The organism is Streptomyces sp. NPDC052301 (genome assembly GCF_044593395.1).
Taxonomy (GTDB): Bacteria; Actinomycetota; Actinomycetes; order Streptomycetales; family Streptomycetaceae; genus Streptomyces.
This window is the reverse complement of sequence record NZ_JBIUBE010000001.1, coordinates 227,986-246,478: the sequence shown is the minus strand read 5'-3', so window position 1 is coordinate 246,478 and position 18,493 is coordinate 227,986. Positions and strand designations below refer to the sequence as shown.

The following is an 18,493-nucleotide window of genomic DNA, read 5'->3' as shown; positions in this document are numbered from 1 at the left end:
CACGCACTGCTACCGAGGACGTAAAACATGTCGAACGACGACAAGCTCAGGGACTACCTCAAGCGCGTGCTGGTGGACCTGCGCCAGACCCGCAGGCAGCTGGGTGAGCTGGAGGCGAAGGACACCGAGCCCGTCGCCATCGTCGGGATGGCCTGCCGCTACCCGGGCGGGGTCGGCTCGCCCGAGGACCTGTGGCGCCTGGTCGCCTCCGGCGGTGACGGCGTGTCCGGGTTCCCCACCGACCGCGGCTGGGACCTGGACACGCTCTACGACCCCGAGCCCGGGCGGACGGGCCGCACGTACGTGCGCGAGGGCGGCTTCCTCCACGACGCAGGCGAGTTCGACCCCGCGTTCTTCGGGATCTCCCCCCGCGAGGCCCTGGTCATGGATCCGCAGCAGCGGCTGCTGCTGCAGACCTCCTGGGAGGCCTTCGAACGCGCGGGCATCGACCCAGCCACCGCCCGCGGCACCCGGGCCGGCGTGTTCGTCGGCACCAACGGCCAGGACCACGCCTACCTCCAACGGCGGGGCGACAGCGACATCGAGGCCCACCTCGTCACCGCGAACACCGCCGCCGTCGTCTCCGGCCGCATCTCCTACGCCCTCGGCCTGGAAGGCCCGGCGGTCACCGTCGACACCGCCTGCTCGTCCTCGCTGGTGGCCCTCCACCTCGCCGCCCAGGCGCTGCGCCGCGGCGAGTGCTCGATCGCCCTGGCCGGCGGCGTCACCGTGATGGCCACACCGAACACCTTCATCGCGTTCAGTGCGCAACGCGGCCTGTCGCCCGACGGCCGCTGCCGCGCGTTCTCCTCGACCGCCGACGGCACGGGCATGTCCGAAGGCGTCGGCGTGCTCCTGCTGGAGCGGCTGTCCGACGCCCGCCGGCTCGGCCACGACGTGCTCGCCGTCATCCGCGGCAGCGCCGTCAACCAGGACGGCGCCTCCAACGGCCTCACCGCCCCGAACGGCCCGTCGCAGGAGCGCGTGATCCGGCAGGCGCTGGAGAACGCGCGCCTGACCGCCTCCCAGATCGACGCCGTCGAGGCGCACGGCACGGCCACCACCCTCGGCGACCCGATCGAGGCGGAGGCGCTGCTCGCCACGTACGGCCAGGAGCACTCGGGGGACCGGCCGCTGTGGCTGGGCTCCGTCAAGTCCAACATCGGTCACACACAAGCGGCTTCCGGCGTCGCCGGTGTGATCAAGATGGTGATGGCCATCCGCAACGGCGTCCTGCCGCAGACGCTGCACGTGGACGAGCCGACCGCCCAGGTCGACTGGTCGGCGGGCGGCGTCAGGCTGCTGACCGAGACCGTCCGGTGGCCCGAGTCGGACCACCCCCGCCGCGCCGCCGTGTCGTCCTTCGGCGTCAGCGGCACCAACGCGCACACGATCATCGAGCAGGCCCCGGCCCTCGACGAGGAGCCCGCCCGCGGGACGGCCGCCCAGGGACCGGTCCCGTGGGTGCTGTCGGCGAAGAGCGACGCGGCGCTGCGCGCCCAGGCGGAGCGCCTGCTCTCCTTCCTGGAGGACGGCCGGAGCGATGGGAGCGGCCCCGGCAGCGCACCGGCCGACATCGGCTTCTCCCTCGCCACGGCGCGCACCGCATGGGACCGCCGGGCGGCCGTCGTCGGCGAGAGCCTGGAGGAACTCACCGAAGGCGTACGGGCCCTGGCGTCCGGCACCCCGTCCGCGGCCGTCGTCCAGAACGCGGCCCGCCTCGGCGACAAGACGGGGTTTCTCTTCTCCGGCCAGGGCTCGCAGCGGGCCGGAATGGGGCGCGAACTCTACGACGCCTTCCCGGCGTTCGCCGCGGCCTACGACGAGATCCGCGCCCACCTGGACGTCACGCTCGACGCCGATGCGGAGCAGCTCGACCGGACGGGTTGCACCCAACCGGCTTTGTTCGCGGTCGAGGTGGCGCTGTTCCGGCTGCTGGAGTCGTGGGGGGTCCGGCCGGATTATGTGGCCGGTCATTCGGTCGGTGAGATCGCGGCTGCTCATGTGGCGGGTGTGTTGTCGCTGGAGGATGCGGCGCGGCTGGTGTCGGCGCGGGCTGCGTTGATGCAGGCGTTGCCCGCGGGTGGGGCGATGGTCGCGGTGCAGGCGACCGAGGACGAGGTGCTGCCGCACCTGACCGACGAGGTGGGCATCGCGGCGGTCAACGGTCCTCGTTCCGTCGTGGTCTCCGGAGCCGAGGAAGCGGTCACCGCGATCGCCGAGAGTTTCCGGGAGCAGGGCCGCAAAACCTCCCGCCTGAAGGTCAGCCACGCGTTCCACTCGCCCCTGATGGATCCGATGCTGGAGGAGTTCGCAGAGGTCGTCGGCGGGCTGGTCTTCAACGAGCCGCGGATTCCGGTGGTTTCGAATCTCACCGGTCGGCCGGTCGAGTCGTACACGCCGGAGTACTGGGTCCGGCACGTCCGTGAGGCGGTCCGCTTCGCCGACGGCGTCAGGACTCTGCACGAGCTGGGTGTGAGCACGTTCGTGGAGATCGGCCCCGGTGGCGTCCTCAGCGGCATGGCGCAGGCCTGCGCGGACGACATCGTCACCATCCCCGTACTCCGAGCCGACCGCTCCGAGCAGCAGGCCGTAGTCACCGCGCTCGCCGAACTCCACGTGCACGGCGTCTCCCCGGACTGGCAGGCCCTCCTCCCGGGCGCCCGGCGCGTCGACCTGCCCACGTACGCCTTCCAGCAGCAGCGCTACTGGCTGGAGGCCCCCGAGGCCGAGACGGCCGCCGTGGACGCGGCCGACGCCGAGTTCTGGGCGAGCGTCGAGCGCGAGGACGCCCAGTCCCTCGCCGCCACGCTGGAACTGAGCGCCGAGGAACTGGACGCCGTGGTTCCGAAGCTGTCCGCCTGGCGGCGCCGGCGGCGCGAGCAGTCCGTCCTGGACGGCTGGCGCTACCAGCTGTCCTGGCAACCGCTGAACGGCCTGTCCGGTGGCGATCTCTCCGGCGGCACATGGCTGTTCGCCGCCCGCGAGGGAGACGAGTGGGCCGGGACGGTCCGCGCGGCCCTCGCCGGACGTGGCGCGCACCTGATCCCGCTGACGGTCGGTGCCGAAGCCGACCGCGCCTGCCTGGCCGACGACTTGACCCGGGCCGCAGCCGAAGCCGGATCGCTCGACGGCGTCTTGTCGCTGCTCGCGACCGACGAGACCGCCTCGCCCGAACACCCCGCGCTCTCCCAGGGCCTGACGCACACCGTGGCCCTGGCCCAGGCGCTGGGCGAGGCGGGCGTCGACGCGCCGCTGTGGTGCGTCACCCGCGGCGCGGCCGCCACCGGCCGCTCCGACGACGCACCGCTCAGCGCGGTGCAGAACCAGGTGTGGGGCCTCGGCCGCGCCCTGGCCCTGGAGCACCCCGGGCGCTGGGGCGGTCTGATCGACCTGCCCACGGCCGTCGACGAGCGCGCGGCCGGCCGTGTCGCCGCCGTCCTGCGCCAGAGCTCCGACAGGGCGGAGGACCAGGTCGCCGTCCGCGCCTCCGGCGTGTTCACCGTCCGGCTCGCCCACGCCCGAAGCGGCGCCGGCCGGCCGTGGTCGCCGCGCGGCACGGTCCTGGTCACCGGTGGTACGGGTGCGCTGGGCGGGCACGTGGCCCGCTGGCTCGCCGGTGCCGGCGCGGAGCACTTGGTGCTCACCAGCCGCCGCGGCGCCGACGCCCCCGGCGCGACCGCGCTCAAGGCCGAACTTCAGGAGCTGGGAGCGCGCGTCACCCTCGCCGCCTGTGACGTCACCGATCGCGACGCGGTGGCGGCGCTGCTCGCCGAGCACACCTTCACCTCCGTCTTCCACACGGCGGGAGTGGCACAGTTCGCCCCCTTCGACGAGCTGACGCCGGCCGACTTCGCCCGCACGATGGCGGCGAAGGCCCGTGGCGCCGCGCACCTGGACGAACTGCTCGGCGACCGCGAGCTGGACGCCTTCGTCCTCTTCTCCTCGATCGCCGGGGTGTGGGGCAGCGGACTGCAGACCGCCTACGCGGCCGGCAACGCCTTCCTCGACGGGCTCGCCGCCCGGCGCAGGGCCCGGGGGCTGACCGCCACCGCGATCGCCTGGGGCCCCTGGGCCGACGGCGGCATGGTCACCGACGCCGACGAGGAGCAGCTGCGCCGCCGCGGCGTCAGCACCCTGCCCGCCGCCCTCGCCGTGACCGCCGTCCAGCGCGCCCTGGACTGCGACGACACCGCGGTCGTCGTGGCCGACATCGACTGGGAGCGGTTCATCGGACCGTTCACCCTCGGCCGCCCGAGCGCCCTGCTGTCCGAACTGCCCGAGGTGCTGGGCGCCCGCGCCGCAGCACCGGCCGACGCCGCCACCGGCGCCACGCCCCTGACGGCCCGGCTCGCCGGACTACCGGAGGCCGAACGCACGCAGACCTTGATCGACCTGGTCCGCGCACACGTCGCGGCGGTCCTGGGCCACTCCTCGGCGGCGGAGGTCGAGGCCGAACGGGCCTTCAAGGACCTCGGCTTCGACTCCCTGACCGCCGTCGAACTCCGCAACAAGGTCAACGCGGCGACCGGTCTCGCGCTGCCGCCCACGCTGGTCTTCGACCACCCCAACGCCACGGCGCTCGCCCGCTTCCTGCACGGCGAGCTGCTCGGAACGCAGGCCGCCGTGGAGCCGGAGCAGCACGCGGCCGCCGACGACGAGCCCATCGCGATCGTGGCGATGAGCTGTCACCTGCCCGGCGGCGTCGACTCGCCCGAGGCCCTGTGGGACCTGGTGACGTCCGGCGGCGACGCCATCTCCGAGTTCCCCTCGAACCGCGGCTGGGACGTCGAGGCCCTCTACGACCCCGACCCCGAGCGCCCCGGCACGACCTATGCGCGCGACGGCGGATTCCTGTACGGCGCCACCGACTTCGACGCCGGGTTCTTCGGGATCTCCCCGCGCGAGGCCCTGGCGATGGACCCGCAGCAGCGCCTGTTCCTGGAGACCTCGTGGGAGGCCTTCGAGCGGGCCGGGATCACCCCCGCGCAGCTGCGCGGCAGCCGGACCGGCGTCTTCGTCGGCATGGCCTACCAGGGCTACGGAGCCGAGGTGCGCCGGACCCCGGAAGGCGTCGAAGGACACCGGCTCGTCGGCGGCGCGTCCAGCGTCGTCTCCGGCCGGGTGGCCTACACGTTCGGCCTGGAGGGCCCCGCCGTCACGATCGACACGGCCTGCTCCTCGTCCCTGGTCGCCCTGCACCTGGCCGTGCAGTCGCTGCGCAACGGCGAGTGCACGATGGCGCTGGCCGGCGGCGTCACCGTCATGGCGAGCCCGAACGTCTTCGTGGAGTTCAGCCGCCAGCGCGGGCTGTCGCCCGACGGCCGCTGCAGGGCGTTCGGCGCGGACGCCGACGGCACCGGCTGGGGCGAGGGCGTGGGAGTGGTGCTCGTGGAGCGCCTCTCCGACGCCGTGCGCAACGGTCACCGCGTGCTGGCCGTGGTGCGGGGGAGCGCGGTGAACCAGGACGGTGCGTCCAACGGTCTGACCGCGCCCAACGGCCCCGCGCAGCAGCGGGTGATCGGGCAGGCGCTGGCCTCGGCCGGGCTCGCTCCGGCCGATGTGGACGTGGTGGAGGCGCACGGTACGGGCACCAGGCTCGGCGACCCGATCGAGGCGCAGGCGCTGATCGCCACGTACGGGCAGGGGCGGCCCGAGGGACAGCCCCTGTGGCTGGGTTCGCTGAAGTCCAACATCGGTCACACGCAGGCCGCGGCGGGCGTGGCCGGTGTGATCAAGATGGTGATGGCCATGCGCCACGGCGTCCTCCCGAAGACGCTGCACGTGGACGAGCCGACGCCGCACGTGGACTGGTCGGCGGGCGATGTCCGGCTGCTGACCGAGGCCGTCGACTGGCCGGCGCCGGACCGCCCGCGCCGTGCCGCCGTGTCGTCCTTCGGCGTCAGCGGCACCAACGCCCACACCATCATCGAACAGGCCCCCGCCACGGCGCAGCTGCCCCCCACGCCCGACTCCGGCGCGCTCGTGCCGTGGGTGCTGTCGGGCAAGGGCGAGCCGGCGCTGCGCGCCCAGGCCGCCCGGCTGGCCGGCCACCTCGACGCGCAGAACGGCTGGACGGCTTCCGACATCGGTCTCTCCCTCGCCTCGCGCGAGACGTTCGAGGACCGCGCGGTGCTCCTGGCACAGGGCCCGGACGAACTCCGGCAAGCCCTCGACGCCCTCGCCGCGGGCGAACCGGCGGCGAACGTGACGCTGGGACGCGCCCGCCCCGAGGGCAAGGTCGGTTTCCTGTTCTCGGGTCAGGGTTCGCAGCGGACGGGTATGGGGCGTGAGTTGTACGAGGCGTTCCCCGTCTTCGCCGATGCGTACGACGAGGTGTGTGCGCGTCTGGATGTGCCGGTCGATGTCGATTCGGAGGAGGTGCACCGGACCGGGTGTGCCCAGCCCGCGTTGTTCGCGGTCGAGGTCGCCCTGTTCCGGCTTCTCGAATCGTGGGGCATCCGGCCGGATTACGTGGCCGGTCACTCGGTCGGCGAGGTCGCGGCTGCTCATGTGGCGGGTGTGTTGTCGCTGGAGGATGCGGCGCGGCTGGTGTCCGCCCGTGCCCGTCTCATGCAGGCGTTGCCCGCGGGTGGGGCGATGGTCGCGGTGCAGGCGACCGAGGAAGAGGTGCTGCCGCACCTGACCGACGGCGTCGATATCGCGGCGGTCAACGGTCCCCGGTCGGTGGTGGTCTCCGGAGCCGAGGACGCGGTGCTGGGAATCGTCGAGGTCTTCACTCAACAGGGCCGCAAAGTGAGCCGGTTGAAGGTCAGCCACGCGTTCCACTCGCCGTTGATGGATCCGATGCTGGAGGAGTTCGCGGAGGTCGTCGGCGGGCTGGTCTTCAACGAGCCGCGGATTCCGGTCGTTTCGACTCTCACCGGCCGACTGGCCGAGTCGTACACGCCGGAGTACTGGGTCCGGCACGTCCGTGAGGCGGTCCGCTTCGCCGACGGCGTCGCGACCCTGCACGAGCTGGGTGTGAGCACGTTCGTGGAGATCGGCCCCGGTGGCGTCCTCAGCGCCCTGGCGCAGGCCTGCGCGGACGATGCGATCGCCGTGCCCGTCCTGCGCGGTGACCGCCCCGAGCAGCAGGCACTCGTCACCGCGCTCGCCGAACTGCACGTGCACGGCGTCTCCCCGGACTGGCAGGCACTCCTTCCGGGCGCAAGCCGTGTCGACCTGCCGACCTACGCCTTCCAGCGCGAGCGCTTCTGGCTGGAGGGGGACGAGGACCCGGCCGCCGCCGGCACCCCGGCCGACGCGGCGGACTCCGGCTTCTGGGACAGCGTGGAGCGCGAGGACGCGGAGTCCCTCGCCGCGACCCTGGGCGTCGGCGCGGACGCCTCGCTGAGCGCGATCCTGCCCCGGCTGTCCGCGTGGCGCCGTCAGCGCCGCGAGCAGTCCGTGGTCGACGGGTGGCGCTACCGCGTCACATGGAAGCCGCTGGGTGCGCTTCCGCAGCCCGGCGCGTCCGGGACCTGGCTGCTCGTCGTGGCCGCGGAGAGCGAGTGGACCGCCTCGGTCCGCACCGCGCTCGGCGAGCGCGGCCTGGAACTGGTGACACTCGTCGCGGGGCCCGGCACCGACCGCGGGACGCTGGCCCGCGAGCTGGCCGGCGCCGGCCCGGTGGACGGCGTACTGTCCCTGCTCGCCGAGGACGAGAGCACCTCGGCCGGTCACCCCGGCCTGTCGCACGGCCTCGCCGCCACCCTCTGCCTGGTGCAGGCACTCGGCGACGCGGGCGTCGACGCGCCGCTGTGGTGCGCCACGCGCGGCGCGGTGGCCACCGGCCGCTCCGAGAGCGTGGACCGCCCGGTGCAGTCGCAGGTATGGGGCTTCGGCCGGGCGGCGGCGCTGGAACACCCGCACCGCTGGGGCGGACTGCTCGACCTTCCCGAGGTACTGGACGCACGGACCACGGCCCGCGTGGCCGCCGTCCTCGGGCAGGCCGCCGAGGACCAGGTGGCGGTCCGCGCCTCGGGCGTCTTCGGGCGGCGGCTCGTCCGTGCCGCCCGCGCCACCGGCCCCGCCCAGGGGTGGTCGCCGCGCGGCACGGTGCTGGTCACCGGTGGTACGGGTGCGCTGGGCGGGCACGTGGCCCGCTGGCTCGCCGGTGCCGGCGCGGAGCACCTGGTGCTCACCAGCCGCCGTGGTCCCGACGCCCCCGGCGCCGACGGCCTCAGGGCCGAACTGGAGGAGGCGGGCGTGCGTGTGACCGTCGCCGCCTGTGACGTGGCCGACCGGGAGGCGCTGGCCGCGCTCCTGGCCGAACACCCCGTCGACGCCGTCGTCCACGCGGCGGGCGTCGGCGACCACGTCATGATCGAGGACTCCGACCCGGCCGGATTCGCCGACACGGTGGCGGCCAAGGCCGCAGGGGCCACGCACCTGGACGACCTGCTGGCCGGTCAGGAACTCGACGCGTTCGTCATGTTCTCCTCGGGCGCCGGTATCTGGGGCGGCGCCGGACAGGGCGCCTACGCGGCGGCCAACGCCTACCTGGACGCCCTCGCCGAGTACCGGCGGGCACGCGGGCGCACCGCGCTCGCCGTCGCCTGGGGCGGCTGGGCCGAGGGCGGCATGGCCGGTGTGGGCGACGGAGAGGAGATGCTGCGCCGCCGCGGCCTGCCGCCCATGCGGCCCGACCTCGCGATCTCCGCACTCCGGCAGGCGCTGACCGACGGCGAGACCACCTTGACCGTCGCGGACTTCGACTGGGAGCGCTTCATAGGCCCGTTCACCGTCACCCGCCCCAGCGCCCTGCTCCTGGACGTGCCCGAGGCGCGCCGCGCCCTGGAGAGCCCGGCCTCCGGCGGAGGCGAAGCCGGCAACGCGCTCGCCGCACAGCTGGCCGGGCTGCCGGCGGGTGAACAGGATCGCACGCTGACGGACCTCGTCCGCGGGCACGCGGCCGCCGTGCTCGGCCACGACGGCGCAGCGGCGGTGGAGCCCGGCCGGGCCTTCAACGACCTCGGCTTCGACTCGCTCACCGCCGTCGAACTGCGCAACAGGCTCACGGCCGACACCGGTCTGAGGCTGCCCACCACGCTGGTGTTCGACCACCCGAACACCACCGCCCTGGCCCGGTTCCTGCGCATCGAACTGCTCGGCGCGCAGACCGCCGCACAGCAGGAGCAGCACACGGCCGCCGCCGACGACGAGCCCATCGCGATCGTGGCCATGAGCTGCCGCCTCCCCGGCGGCGTCGGCTCGCCCGAGGACCTGTGGCAGCTCGTGACGTCCGGCGGCGACGCGATCTCCGGCTTCCCCGAGGACCGCGGCTGGGACGTCGAGGACCTCTACGACCCCGACCCGGGCACCCCTGGCAAGACCTACGCGCGCGACGGCGGATTCCTCCACGACGCGGGGAACTTCGACGCCGCGCTGTTCGGCATCTCGCCGCGCGAGGCGCTCGCGATGGACCCCCAGCAGCGCCTGCTGCTGGAGGCCTCGTGGGAGGCTTTCGAGCGGGCCGGCATCGACCCGGCCTCCCTGAAGGGCAGCCGCACGGGCGTGTTCGTCGGTATGTCCTATCAGGGTTACGGCGCGGGTCTCCCGCAGGTCCCCGAGGGCGTCGAGGGCCACCTGCTCACCGGCAGCGCCGCGAGCGTCGTCTCCGGGCGCGTGGCCTACTCGTTCGGCCTGGAGGGCCCCGCCGTCACCGTCGACACGGCGTGCTCGTCGTCGCTGGTCGCCCTGCACCTGGCCATCCAGTCGCTGCGGGGCGGCGAGAGCACGATGGCCGTCGCGGGCGGTGTGAACGTCATGGCCGTACCGGCCGCGTTCGTGGAGTTCAGCCGGCAGCGCGGGCTGTCAGCCGACGGCCGCTGCAAGGCGTTCGGCGCCGGCGCGGACGGCACCGGCTGGGCGGAGGGCGTGGGCGTGCTGCTCGTGGAGCGCCTGTCCGACGCCGTGCGCAACGGCCACGAGGTCCTCGCGGTCGTGCGGGGCAGCGCGGTCAACCAGGACGGCGCGTCCAACGGTCTGACCGCGCCCAACGGCCCGGCACAGCAGCGGGTCATCCGGCAGGCCCTGGCCTCCGCCGGGCTCACCGAGGCCGAGGTCGACGCGGTGGAGGCGCACGGCACGGGCACCGCTCTGGGCGACCCGATCGAGGCGCAGGCGCTCCTCGCCACCTACGGCCAGGAGCGGCCGGAGGACCGGCCGCTGTGGCTGGGCTCGCTGAAGTCCAACATCGGTCACGCCCAGGCGGCGTCCGGCGTGGCCGGAGTGATCAAGATGGTGATGGCGATGCGCCACGGCGTCCTTCCACGGACGCTGCACGCCGATGAGCCGACGCCGCACGTGGACTGGTCGGCGGGCGCGGTGCGGCTGCTGACCGAGGCCGTCGACTGGCCGGAGACCGGCCGCCCGCGCCGGGCCGCCGTGTCGTCCTTCGGTGTCAGCGGCACCAACGCGCACACCGTCATCGAGCAGGCCCCGGTGGCCGGACCGGCCGCCGTCGCACCGGTCGAGGTCGCCTCGGCGACCGTGCCGTGGGTGCTGTCCGGCAACTCCGAGGCCGCGCTGCGCGCCCAGGCGGAACGTCTGCTGCCCCTCACCGCCGACGGCGCCGGACCCTCCCTCGTCGACATCGGCCTCTCGCTGGCCACCACCCGGGCCGCCCTGGGGCACCGCGCCGCCGTGGTCGGTGCCGACCGCGGCCGGATCGCCGAGGGCCTGCGGGCCCTGGCCGCAGGAGCGCCCGCTCCCGGTGCCGTCCTCGGCCGCGCCGGCACCGGCCAGATCGGGTTCCTGTTCTCCGGGCAGGGCTCGCAGTGCACCGGCATGGGGCGGGAACTGTACGAGGCGTTCCCGGTCTTCGCGGAGGCGTACGACGAGGTCTGCGCCCACCTCGACCGGCACCTCGAACGGCCGCTGCGGGACGTGGCGTTCGGCACGAACGGTCATGAGGACGGCGCGGAGCTGAACCGCACCGCCTTCACCCAGCCCGCGCTGTTCGCGCACGAGGTAGCCGTCCACCGGCTGCTGGAGTCGTGGGGCGTGCGGCCGCACTACCTGGCCGGTCACTCCGTGGGCGAGATCGCGGCTGCTCATGTGGCGGGTGTGTTGTCGCTGGAGGACGCGGCCGTACTGGTGACGGCGCGTGCCGCGCTGATGCAGGCCCTGCCCGCCGGCGGGGCGATGATCGCCGTCCAGGCCAGCGAGGAAGAGGTGCTGCCGCACCTCACCGACGGCGTCGCCATCGCGGCGATCAACGGTCCGCAGTCCGTCGTGGTCTCCGGAGCCGAGGACGCCGTGACGGCCGTCGCGGACGTCTTCGCCCGGGACGGCCGCAAGACCTCGCGGCTCACCGTGAGCCACGCCTTCCATTCGCCGCTGATGGACCCCGTGCTGGAGGACTTCGCCCGCGTCGTCGGCGGTCTGCGCTTCGAGACGCCCCGGATCCCGGTCGTCTCGAACCTCACCGGCGAACTCATCGACGCCTACACGCCGGACTACTGGGTCCGGCACGTCCGCGAGGCCGTGCGTTTCGCCGACGGCATCCGGACCCTGGGCGAGCTGGGCGTGACCACGTTCGTGGAGACCGGCCCCGGCGCTGTGCTGAGCGCCATGGCACAGGGCTGCCTGGACGGCGCGCTCACCGTTGCCTCCGCACGGTCCGGCAGCCCCGAGCCCGAGGCGATCACCCGCGCCGTCGCACAGCTCCACGTGCACGGCGTCCCCGTTGACTGGCAGGCGTTCTACGCCGGCCGTGGCGCCCGGCGCACCGACCTGCCGACCTACGCCTTCCAGCACCAGCGGTACTGGCTGGAGACCACCACGCCCACGGCCGCCGCCGTCCCGGAGACCGACGCCGCCGAGGCCGGCTTCTGGGAGACGGTGGAGCGCGAGGACGCCCAGTCCCTCGCCGCCACCCTCGACCTGCCCACCGAGCAGCTGGACGCGGTACTGCCCCGGCTGTCCGCGTGGCGCCGGCAACAGCGCCGGGAGGCCGCCGCGGAAGGCTGGTCCTACCGCACGGACTGGAAGCCGCTCAGCGGCCTCCGGGCGCACGAACTGCCCGGCGACTGGCTGTTCCTGGTCACCGAGAACACCGAAACCACCGAGGCCGTCGAGTGGACCGCCGCCGTCGCCGACGGGCTCGCCGCCCGTGGGGCCCGGCTGGTCCGGGTGGCGGTCGACCCGGCCGCCGACCGCGCCGCTCTGCTGCGGCAGCTCGCGGACGCCGTCCGTAAGACCCCGGTCGACGGTGTGATCTCCCTGCTCGGCACCGACGAGCGACCCCACCCCGTACACCCGGCCCTCTCCGTCGGCACCGCGCTCACCCTCGCGCTTCTCCAGGCCCTGGGCGACGCGGGCATCGACGCCCCGCTGTGGGCGCTGACCAGGTCCGCCGTGTCCACCGGCCGTGCCGACGCGGTGCCGAGCGCCGCCCAGAACGCCGTCTGGGGTCTCGGCCGGGTCGCCGCGCTGGAGCACGCGCCGCGCTGGGGCGGGCTGATCGACCTCCCGGACACGGTCGACGACCGGGTGGCCGGCCGCCTCGCCGCGGTGCTCGGCCAGGCGGCCGAGGACCAGGTCGCGATCCGCGCCCGCGGCGTGTTCGGCCGCAGGCTCACCCCCACGGCAGTCCGCCGCAACAGGCGGGCCGGCCGGCCGTGGTCGCCGCGCGGCACGGTGCTGGTCACCGGTGGTACGGGTGCGCTGGGCGGGCACGTGGCCCGCTGGCTCGCCGGTGCCGGTGCCGAACACCTGGTGCTGACCAGTCGCCGTGGCCTCGACGCGCCGGGCGCGGCGGATCTCGTCACAGAACTGGGGGCGACGGGTGTCCGTGTCACCGTCGCCGCGTGCGACGTCGCCGACCGTGCGGCGCTCGCCGCGCTGCTCGCCGAGCACCCGGTGAACGCCGTCGTCCACACGGCGGGCGTGGACCACCTGGAGCCGCTGGAGACCATGACGCCGGGAGCCTTCGCCGACGTACTGTCCGCCAAGGCAGCCGGCGCCCTGCACCTCGACGCGCTCCTCGCCGACCGGGAACTCGACGCCTTCGTCCTCTTCTCGTCCATCGCCGGCGTGTGGGGCAGCGGCCACCAGGCCGCCTACGCCGCGGCCAACGCCCTGCTCGACGGGCTCGCCGAACGCCGCCGGGCCCAAGGCCTGCCGGCGACCGCCGTCGCCTGGGGCCCGTGGGCGGGCGGCGGCATGGCGGAGAGCGACGGCACGGACGCACGACTGCGCCGCCGCGGCCTGATCCCGATGCCCGCCGCGCTCGCCGTGGCCGGCCTCCGGCAGGCGCTGGACTCCGGCGAGCCGACCACCACGGTGGCCGACGTCGAATGGGAACGGTTCCTGCCCCCGTTCACCGTGGTCCGCCCGAGCGCCCTGCTCGGCGACCTCCCGGAGGCCGAACGGATCCTCACCGCGGGCGGCACCGCCGGCGAGCCCGGCCCGGCCCCCGCCTCGCTCCTGGCCGACCGTCTCGTCCAGCTGCCCGAGACCGAGCAGCACGCGCTGCTGACCGACCTCGTACGCAGGCACGCGGCCGCCGTCCTCGGCCACGGCGGCGCCGACGAGATCGAGGCCGAACGGGCCTTCAAGGACCTCGGCCTCGACTCCCTGACCGCCGTCGAACTGCGCAACAAGCTCAACGCCGAGACCGGCCTCGCCCTGCCGCCCACACTGGTCTTCGACCACCCCAACGCCCAGGCGCTCGCCCGGCAGCTGCGCACCGAACTCACCGGCCCCACCACGACGGCAGCACCGGAAGCGGTCGCCGCGCCCGCCGAGGACGACGACCCCATCGTGATCGTCGGCATGGCGTGCCGGTACCCGGGCGGGGTGCGCTCGCCCGAGGACCTGTGGCAGCTGGTGGCCTCCGGCGGTGACGCGGTCGGTGACTTCCCGGCGGACCGGGGCTGGGACGTGGAGGGCATCTACGACCCGGACCCGGAGGCGACGGGGAAGACGTACACGCGCCGGGGCGGATTCCTGTACGAGGCGGGGGAGTTCGACCCGGGGTTCTTCGGGATCAGTCCGCGTGAGGCCGTGGCGATGGATCCGCAGCAGCGTCTGCTGCTGGAGACCTCGTGGGAGACGTTCGAGCGGGCCGGTATCGACGCGGAGTCGGTGCGTGGCAGCCGTACCGGGGTCTTCGTGGGCTCCGGCTACCAGGACTACGCCGCCCAGGCCTTCCACGCGATCGACGACTCCGAGGGCTTCTTCGGCACGGGCAACTCCGCGAGCATCATGTCCGGCCGCATCGCCTACACCCTCGGCCTGGAAGGACCGGCCGTCACCGTCGACACGGCGTGCTCCTCGTCGCTCGTGGCCCTGCACTGGGCGGCCCAGGCCCTCCGCAACGGGGAGTGCTCCATGGCGCTGGCCGGCGGTGTGATGGTCATGTCCACCCCGCGGGCTTTCGTGGAGTTCAGCCGGCAGCGTGGGCTGGCCCCGGACGGACGGTGCAAGGCGTTCGGCTCCGGCGCGGACGGCACCGGCTGGGCCGAGGGCGTCGGCATGCTCCTGGTGGAGCGGCTGTCCGACGCCCGCCGCAACGGCCACGAGGTCCTGGCCGTCGTGCGGGGGAGCGCGGTGAACCAGGACGGTGCGTCCAACGGTCTGACCGCGCCCAACGGACCCGCGCAGCAGCGGGTGATCGGGCAGGCCCTGGCCTCCGCCGGGCTCACCGAGGCCGATGTCGACGCGGTGGAGGCGCACGGTACGGGCACCAGGCTCGGCGACCCGATCGAGGCGCAGGCGCTGATCGCCACGTACGGCCGGGAGCGGCCGGAGGACCGGCCGCTGTGGCTGGGGTCGCTGAAGTCCAACATCGGCCATGCGCAGGCCGCCGCGGGTGTCGGCGGGATCATCAAGATGGTCATGGCGATGCGCCACGGCGTCCTCCCGAAGACCCTGCACGTGGACGACCCGACGCCGCACGTGGACTGGTCGGCGGGTGACGTCCGGCTGCTGACCGAGGCCGTCGACTGGCCGGCGCCGGACCGCCCGCGCCGTGCCGCGGTGTCGTCCTTCGGCGTCAGCGGCACCAACGCCCACACCATCATCGAACAGGCACCGCCGGTCCCGGCCGATGGGGCCACCACAGCCTCGGCCCCGGCCCTCCTGCCGTGGGTGCTCTCCGCGAAGACCAGCGCTGCGCTGCGCGAACAGGCACGACGGCTGCTGGCCTTCGTGCAGGACGGCACGTCACCGGCCGATGTCGGCTTCTCGCTGGCCACCACCCGGAGCGCGATGCGTCACAGGGCGGTCGTCATCGGCGCGAACTGTGACGACTTCCGCCACGAACTGGGCTGCCTGGCCGCCGGAACGCCGTCACCCGGAGTCGTCCAGGGCCGGCCGGGCGGCAAGGTCGGGTTCTTGTTCTCGGGTCAGGGTTCGCAGCGGATGGGTATGGGGCGTGAGTTGTACGAGGCGTTCCCCGTCTTCGCCGATGCGTACGACGAGGTGTGTGCGCGTCTGGATGTGCCGGTCGATGTGGACTCGGAGGAGCTGAACCGGACCGGGTGTGCCCAGCCCGCGTTGTTCGCGGTCGAGGTGGCGCTGTTCCGGCTTCTGGAGTCGTGGGGGGTCCGGCCGGATTACGTGGCCGGTCACTCGGTCGGTGAGATCGCGGCTGCTCATGTGGCGGGTGTGTTGTCGCTGGAGGATGCGGCGCGGCTGGTGTCGGCGCGGGCTGCGTTGATGCAGGCGTTGCCTGCGGGTGGGGCGATGGTCGCGGTGCAGGCGGCCGAGGAAGAGGTGCTGCCGCACCTGACCGACGGCGTCGGTATCGCGGCGGTCAACGGTCCCCGGTCGGTGGTGGTCTCCGGAGCCGAGGACGCGGTGCTGGGAATCGCCGAGGTCTTCACTCAGCAGGGCCGCAAAGTGAGCCGGTTGAAGGTCAGCCACGCGTTCCACTCGCCGTTGATGGATCCGATGCTGGAGGAGTTCGCGGAGGTCGTCGGCGGGCTGGTCTTCAACGAGCCGCGGATTCCGGTGGTTTCGAATCTCACCGGTCGGCCGGCCGAGTCGTACACGCCGGAGTACTGGGTCCGGCACGTCCGTGAGGCGGTCCGCTTCGCCGACGGCGTGCGGAGTCTGCACGAGCTTGGTGTGAGCACGTTCGTGGAGATCGGCCCCGGTGGCGTCCTCAGCGCCCTGGCTCAGGCCTGCGCGGACGACATCGTCACCATCCCCGTACTCCGAGCCGACCGCCCCGAACCCCAGGCGCTCACCACCGCGTTGGCCCAACTGCACGTCAGCGGCGCCGAAGTGGACTGGCACGCCTTCTTCCCGGGCGCCCGGCGCGTCGACCTGCCGACCTACGCCTTCCAGCACGAGCGCTACTGGCTCGACGCCCCGGAGCCCGCCGCCGCGGTGGCGGACCCGGTGGACGCGGAATTCTGGGAGACCGTGGAGCGCGAGGACCTGCAAGCCCTCGTCGGGACCCTGGACATCGGGGCAGGGGACGCGTTCAGCGACGTGCTGCCGAGGCTGTCCTCATGGCGGCGGCAGCGCAAGGAGCAGTCCACCGTGGACGGCTGGCGCTACGGCGTCACCTGGAAGGCGATACCCGACCCCGCCCCGGAGGGCCCGGCCCGGAACGGCGTATGGCTGGTTCCGGTCAGCGCCGCGCAGCTGGACGACGACTGGGTCACCGCTTGCCTCCGCGGGCTGACCGGGCGGGGCCTGGCCCCGCTGCCGGTACCGGTCGAGCCGGCCACCGGCCGTGCGGACCTGGCCGCGCAGCTCGCCCGAGCGGCCGGTGACGAGACCGTGGCGGGCGTCCTGTCACTGCTCGCCGTCGACGGCGGGGCCGCCCCGGCGGCCGCCGCGCTGACCGCCGGCGTCGCACTGTCCGTCCTCCTCGTGCAGGCCCTGGGCGACGCGGGCATCGCCGCCCCGTTGTGGTGTGCGACCCGGAACGCGGTGGGCGTGAGCCCCGCCGACGAGGTGGCCGACCCGTACCAGTCCCAGGTCTGGGGACTGGGCCGGGTGGCGGCGCTGGAGCACGCGCCGCGCTGGGGCGGGCTGATCGACCTCCCGGACACGGTCGACGACCGGGTGGCCGGCCGCCTCGCCGCGGTGCTCGGCCAGGCGGCCGAGGACCAGGTCGCGATCCGCGACCGCGGGGCGTTCGTACGGCGTCTGTCGCGTCTGCCCGCGGCGCGGGGCGACGGTGCGTGGTCGCCGCGCGGCACGGTGCTGGTCACCGGTGGTACGGGTGCGCTGGGCGGGCACGTGGCCCGCTGGCTCGCCGGTGCCGGCGCCGAGCACCTGGTGCTCACCAGCCGCCGTGGTCCCGACGCCCCCGGCGCCGACGGCCTCAGGGCCGAACTGGAGGAGGCGGGCGTGCGCGTGACCGTCGCCGCCTGTGACGTGGCCGACCGGGAGGCGCTGGCCGCCCTCCTCGCCGAACACCCCGTCGACGCCGTCGTCCACACGGCCGGCACCGCAGAGGCCGGTATGCTCGCCCGGACGAGCCTCAGTGACTTCGCGGCGACGGTCGCCGCGAAGGCGCTCGGGGCCGCGCACCTCCACGAACTGCTCCGGGAGCGGGAGTTGGACGCCTTCGTCCTCTTCTCCTCGATCGCCGGCGTGTGGGGCGGCGGCGGGCAGGCCGCGTACTCGGCCGCGAACGCCTTCCTCGACGGCCTGGCGCAGCACCGGCGGGCCCGGGGCCTCGCCGCGACCGCGATCGCCTGGGGCCCGTGGGGCGAGGGCGGCATGGTCGCCGACGCCGGGGACGAGGAGCGGCTGCGGCAGCGCGGCCTGACCGTGCTGCGGCCGGACCGGGCGATCTGCGCGCTGCACGGTGCGCTGAGCGGCGGGGACGCCACGGTCACCGTCGCCGACGTGGACTGGGAGCGGTTCGTCGTCCCGTTCACCGTCAGCAGGCCGAGCGCGCTGCTGAGCGATCTGCCCGAGGTCAGGGACGCCCTCGCAGCGGAGCCCGCCGGGAAGACCGCGGAGCCGTCCGCGCTGACGGAGAAACTGTCCACGCTGTCCGACGGCGAACAGCAACGCCTGCTCGTGGACACGGTGTGCGCGCACGCGGCGGCCGTACTCGGACACAACGGCTCCGCACCCGTGGAACCGGACCTGGCGTTCCGAGACCTCGGCTTCGACTCCCTGACCGCGGTGGAGCTGCGCAACCTGCTCACCGCCGACACCGGCCTGTCCCTGCCCGCGACGCTGGTCTTCGACCACCCGACGCCCGAGGCGATCGCCCGCTACCTGCGCGGCGAACTCGCCGGTGGGACGGCCCCGGACGAGGTGTCTGTCTTCGGCGAGCTGGACCGTCTGGAGTCGGTGATCTCGACGGCCGCCTCCGCCGAGGAGACGGTCCGGGCAGGGGTGCGGAGGCGGCTGCAGGGACTGCTGTCCCTGGTGAATTCCGCAGGGGAGCGGGGCGCGGAATCCGCCGATGCGCGGCGGCAGCTCCAGGACGCGACGGTCGACGACATCTTCGATCTGATCGATCAAGATCTAGAAAATTCCTAGTTCTTGGCGCCCTACCTTT

At 74.0% G+C, this 18,493-nt stretch carries 1 protein-coding gene; it reads left to right on the top strand.

The features are described 5' to 3' along the window. Positions 1-27: 27 nt before the first annotated feature. Positions 28-18,474 (top strand): type I polyketide synthase, encoded by an 18,447-nt coding sequence (locus ACIHEJ_RS01030; RefSeq protein ID WP_400131124.1) that lies wholly within the window; start codon positions 28-30, stop codon positions 18,472-18,474. Positions 18,475-18,493: the final 19 nt, after the last annotated feature.

Bases quoted from the DNA above. Each gene is read 5' to 3' on its own strand.
- ACIHEJ_RS01030 (WP_400131124.1), top strand. From the start codon at position 28: ATGTCGAACGACGACAAGCTCAGGGACTACCTCAAGCGCGTGCTGGTG.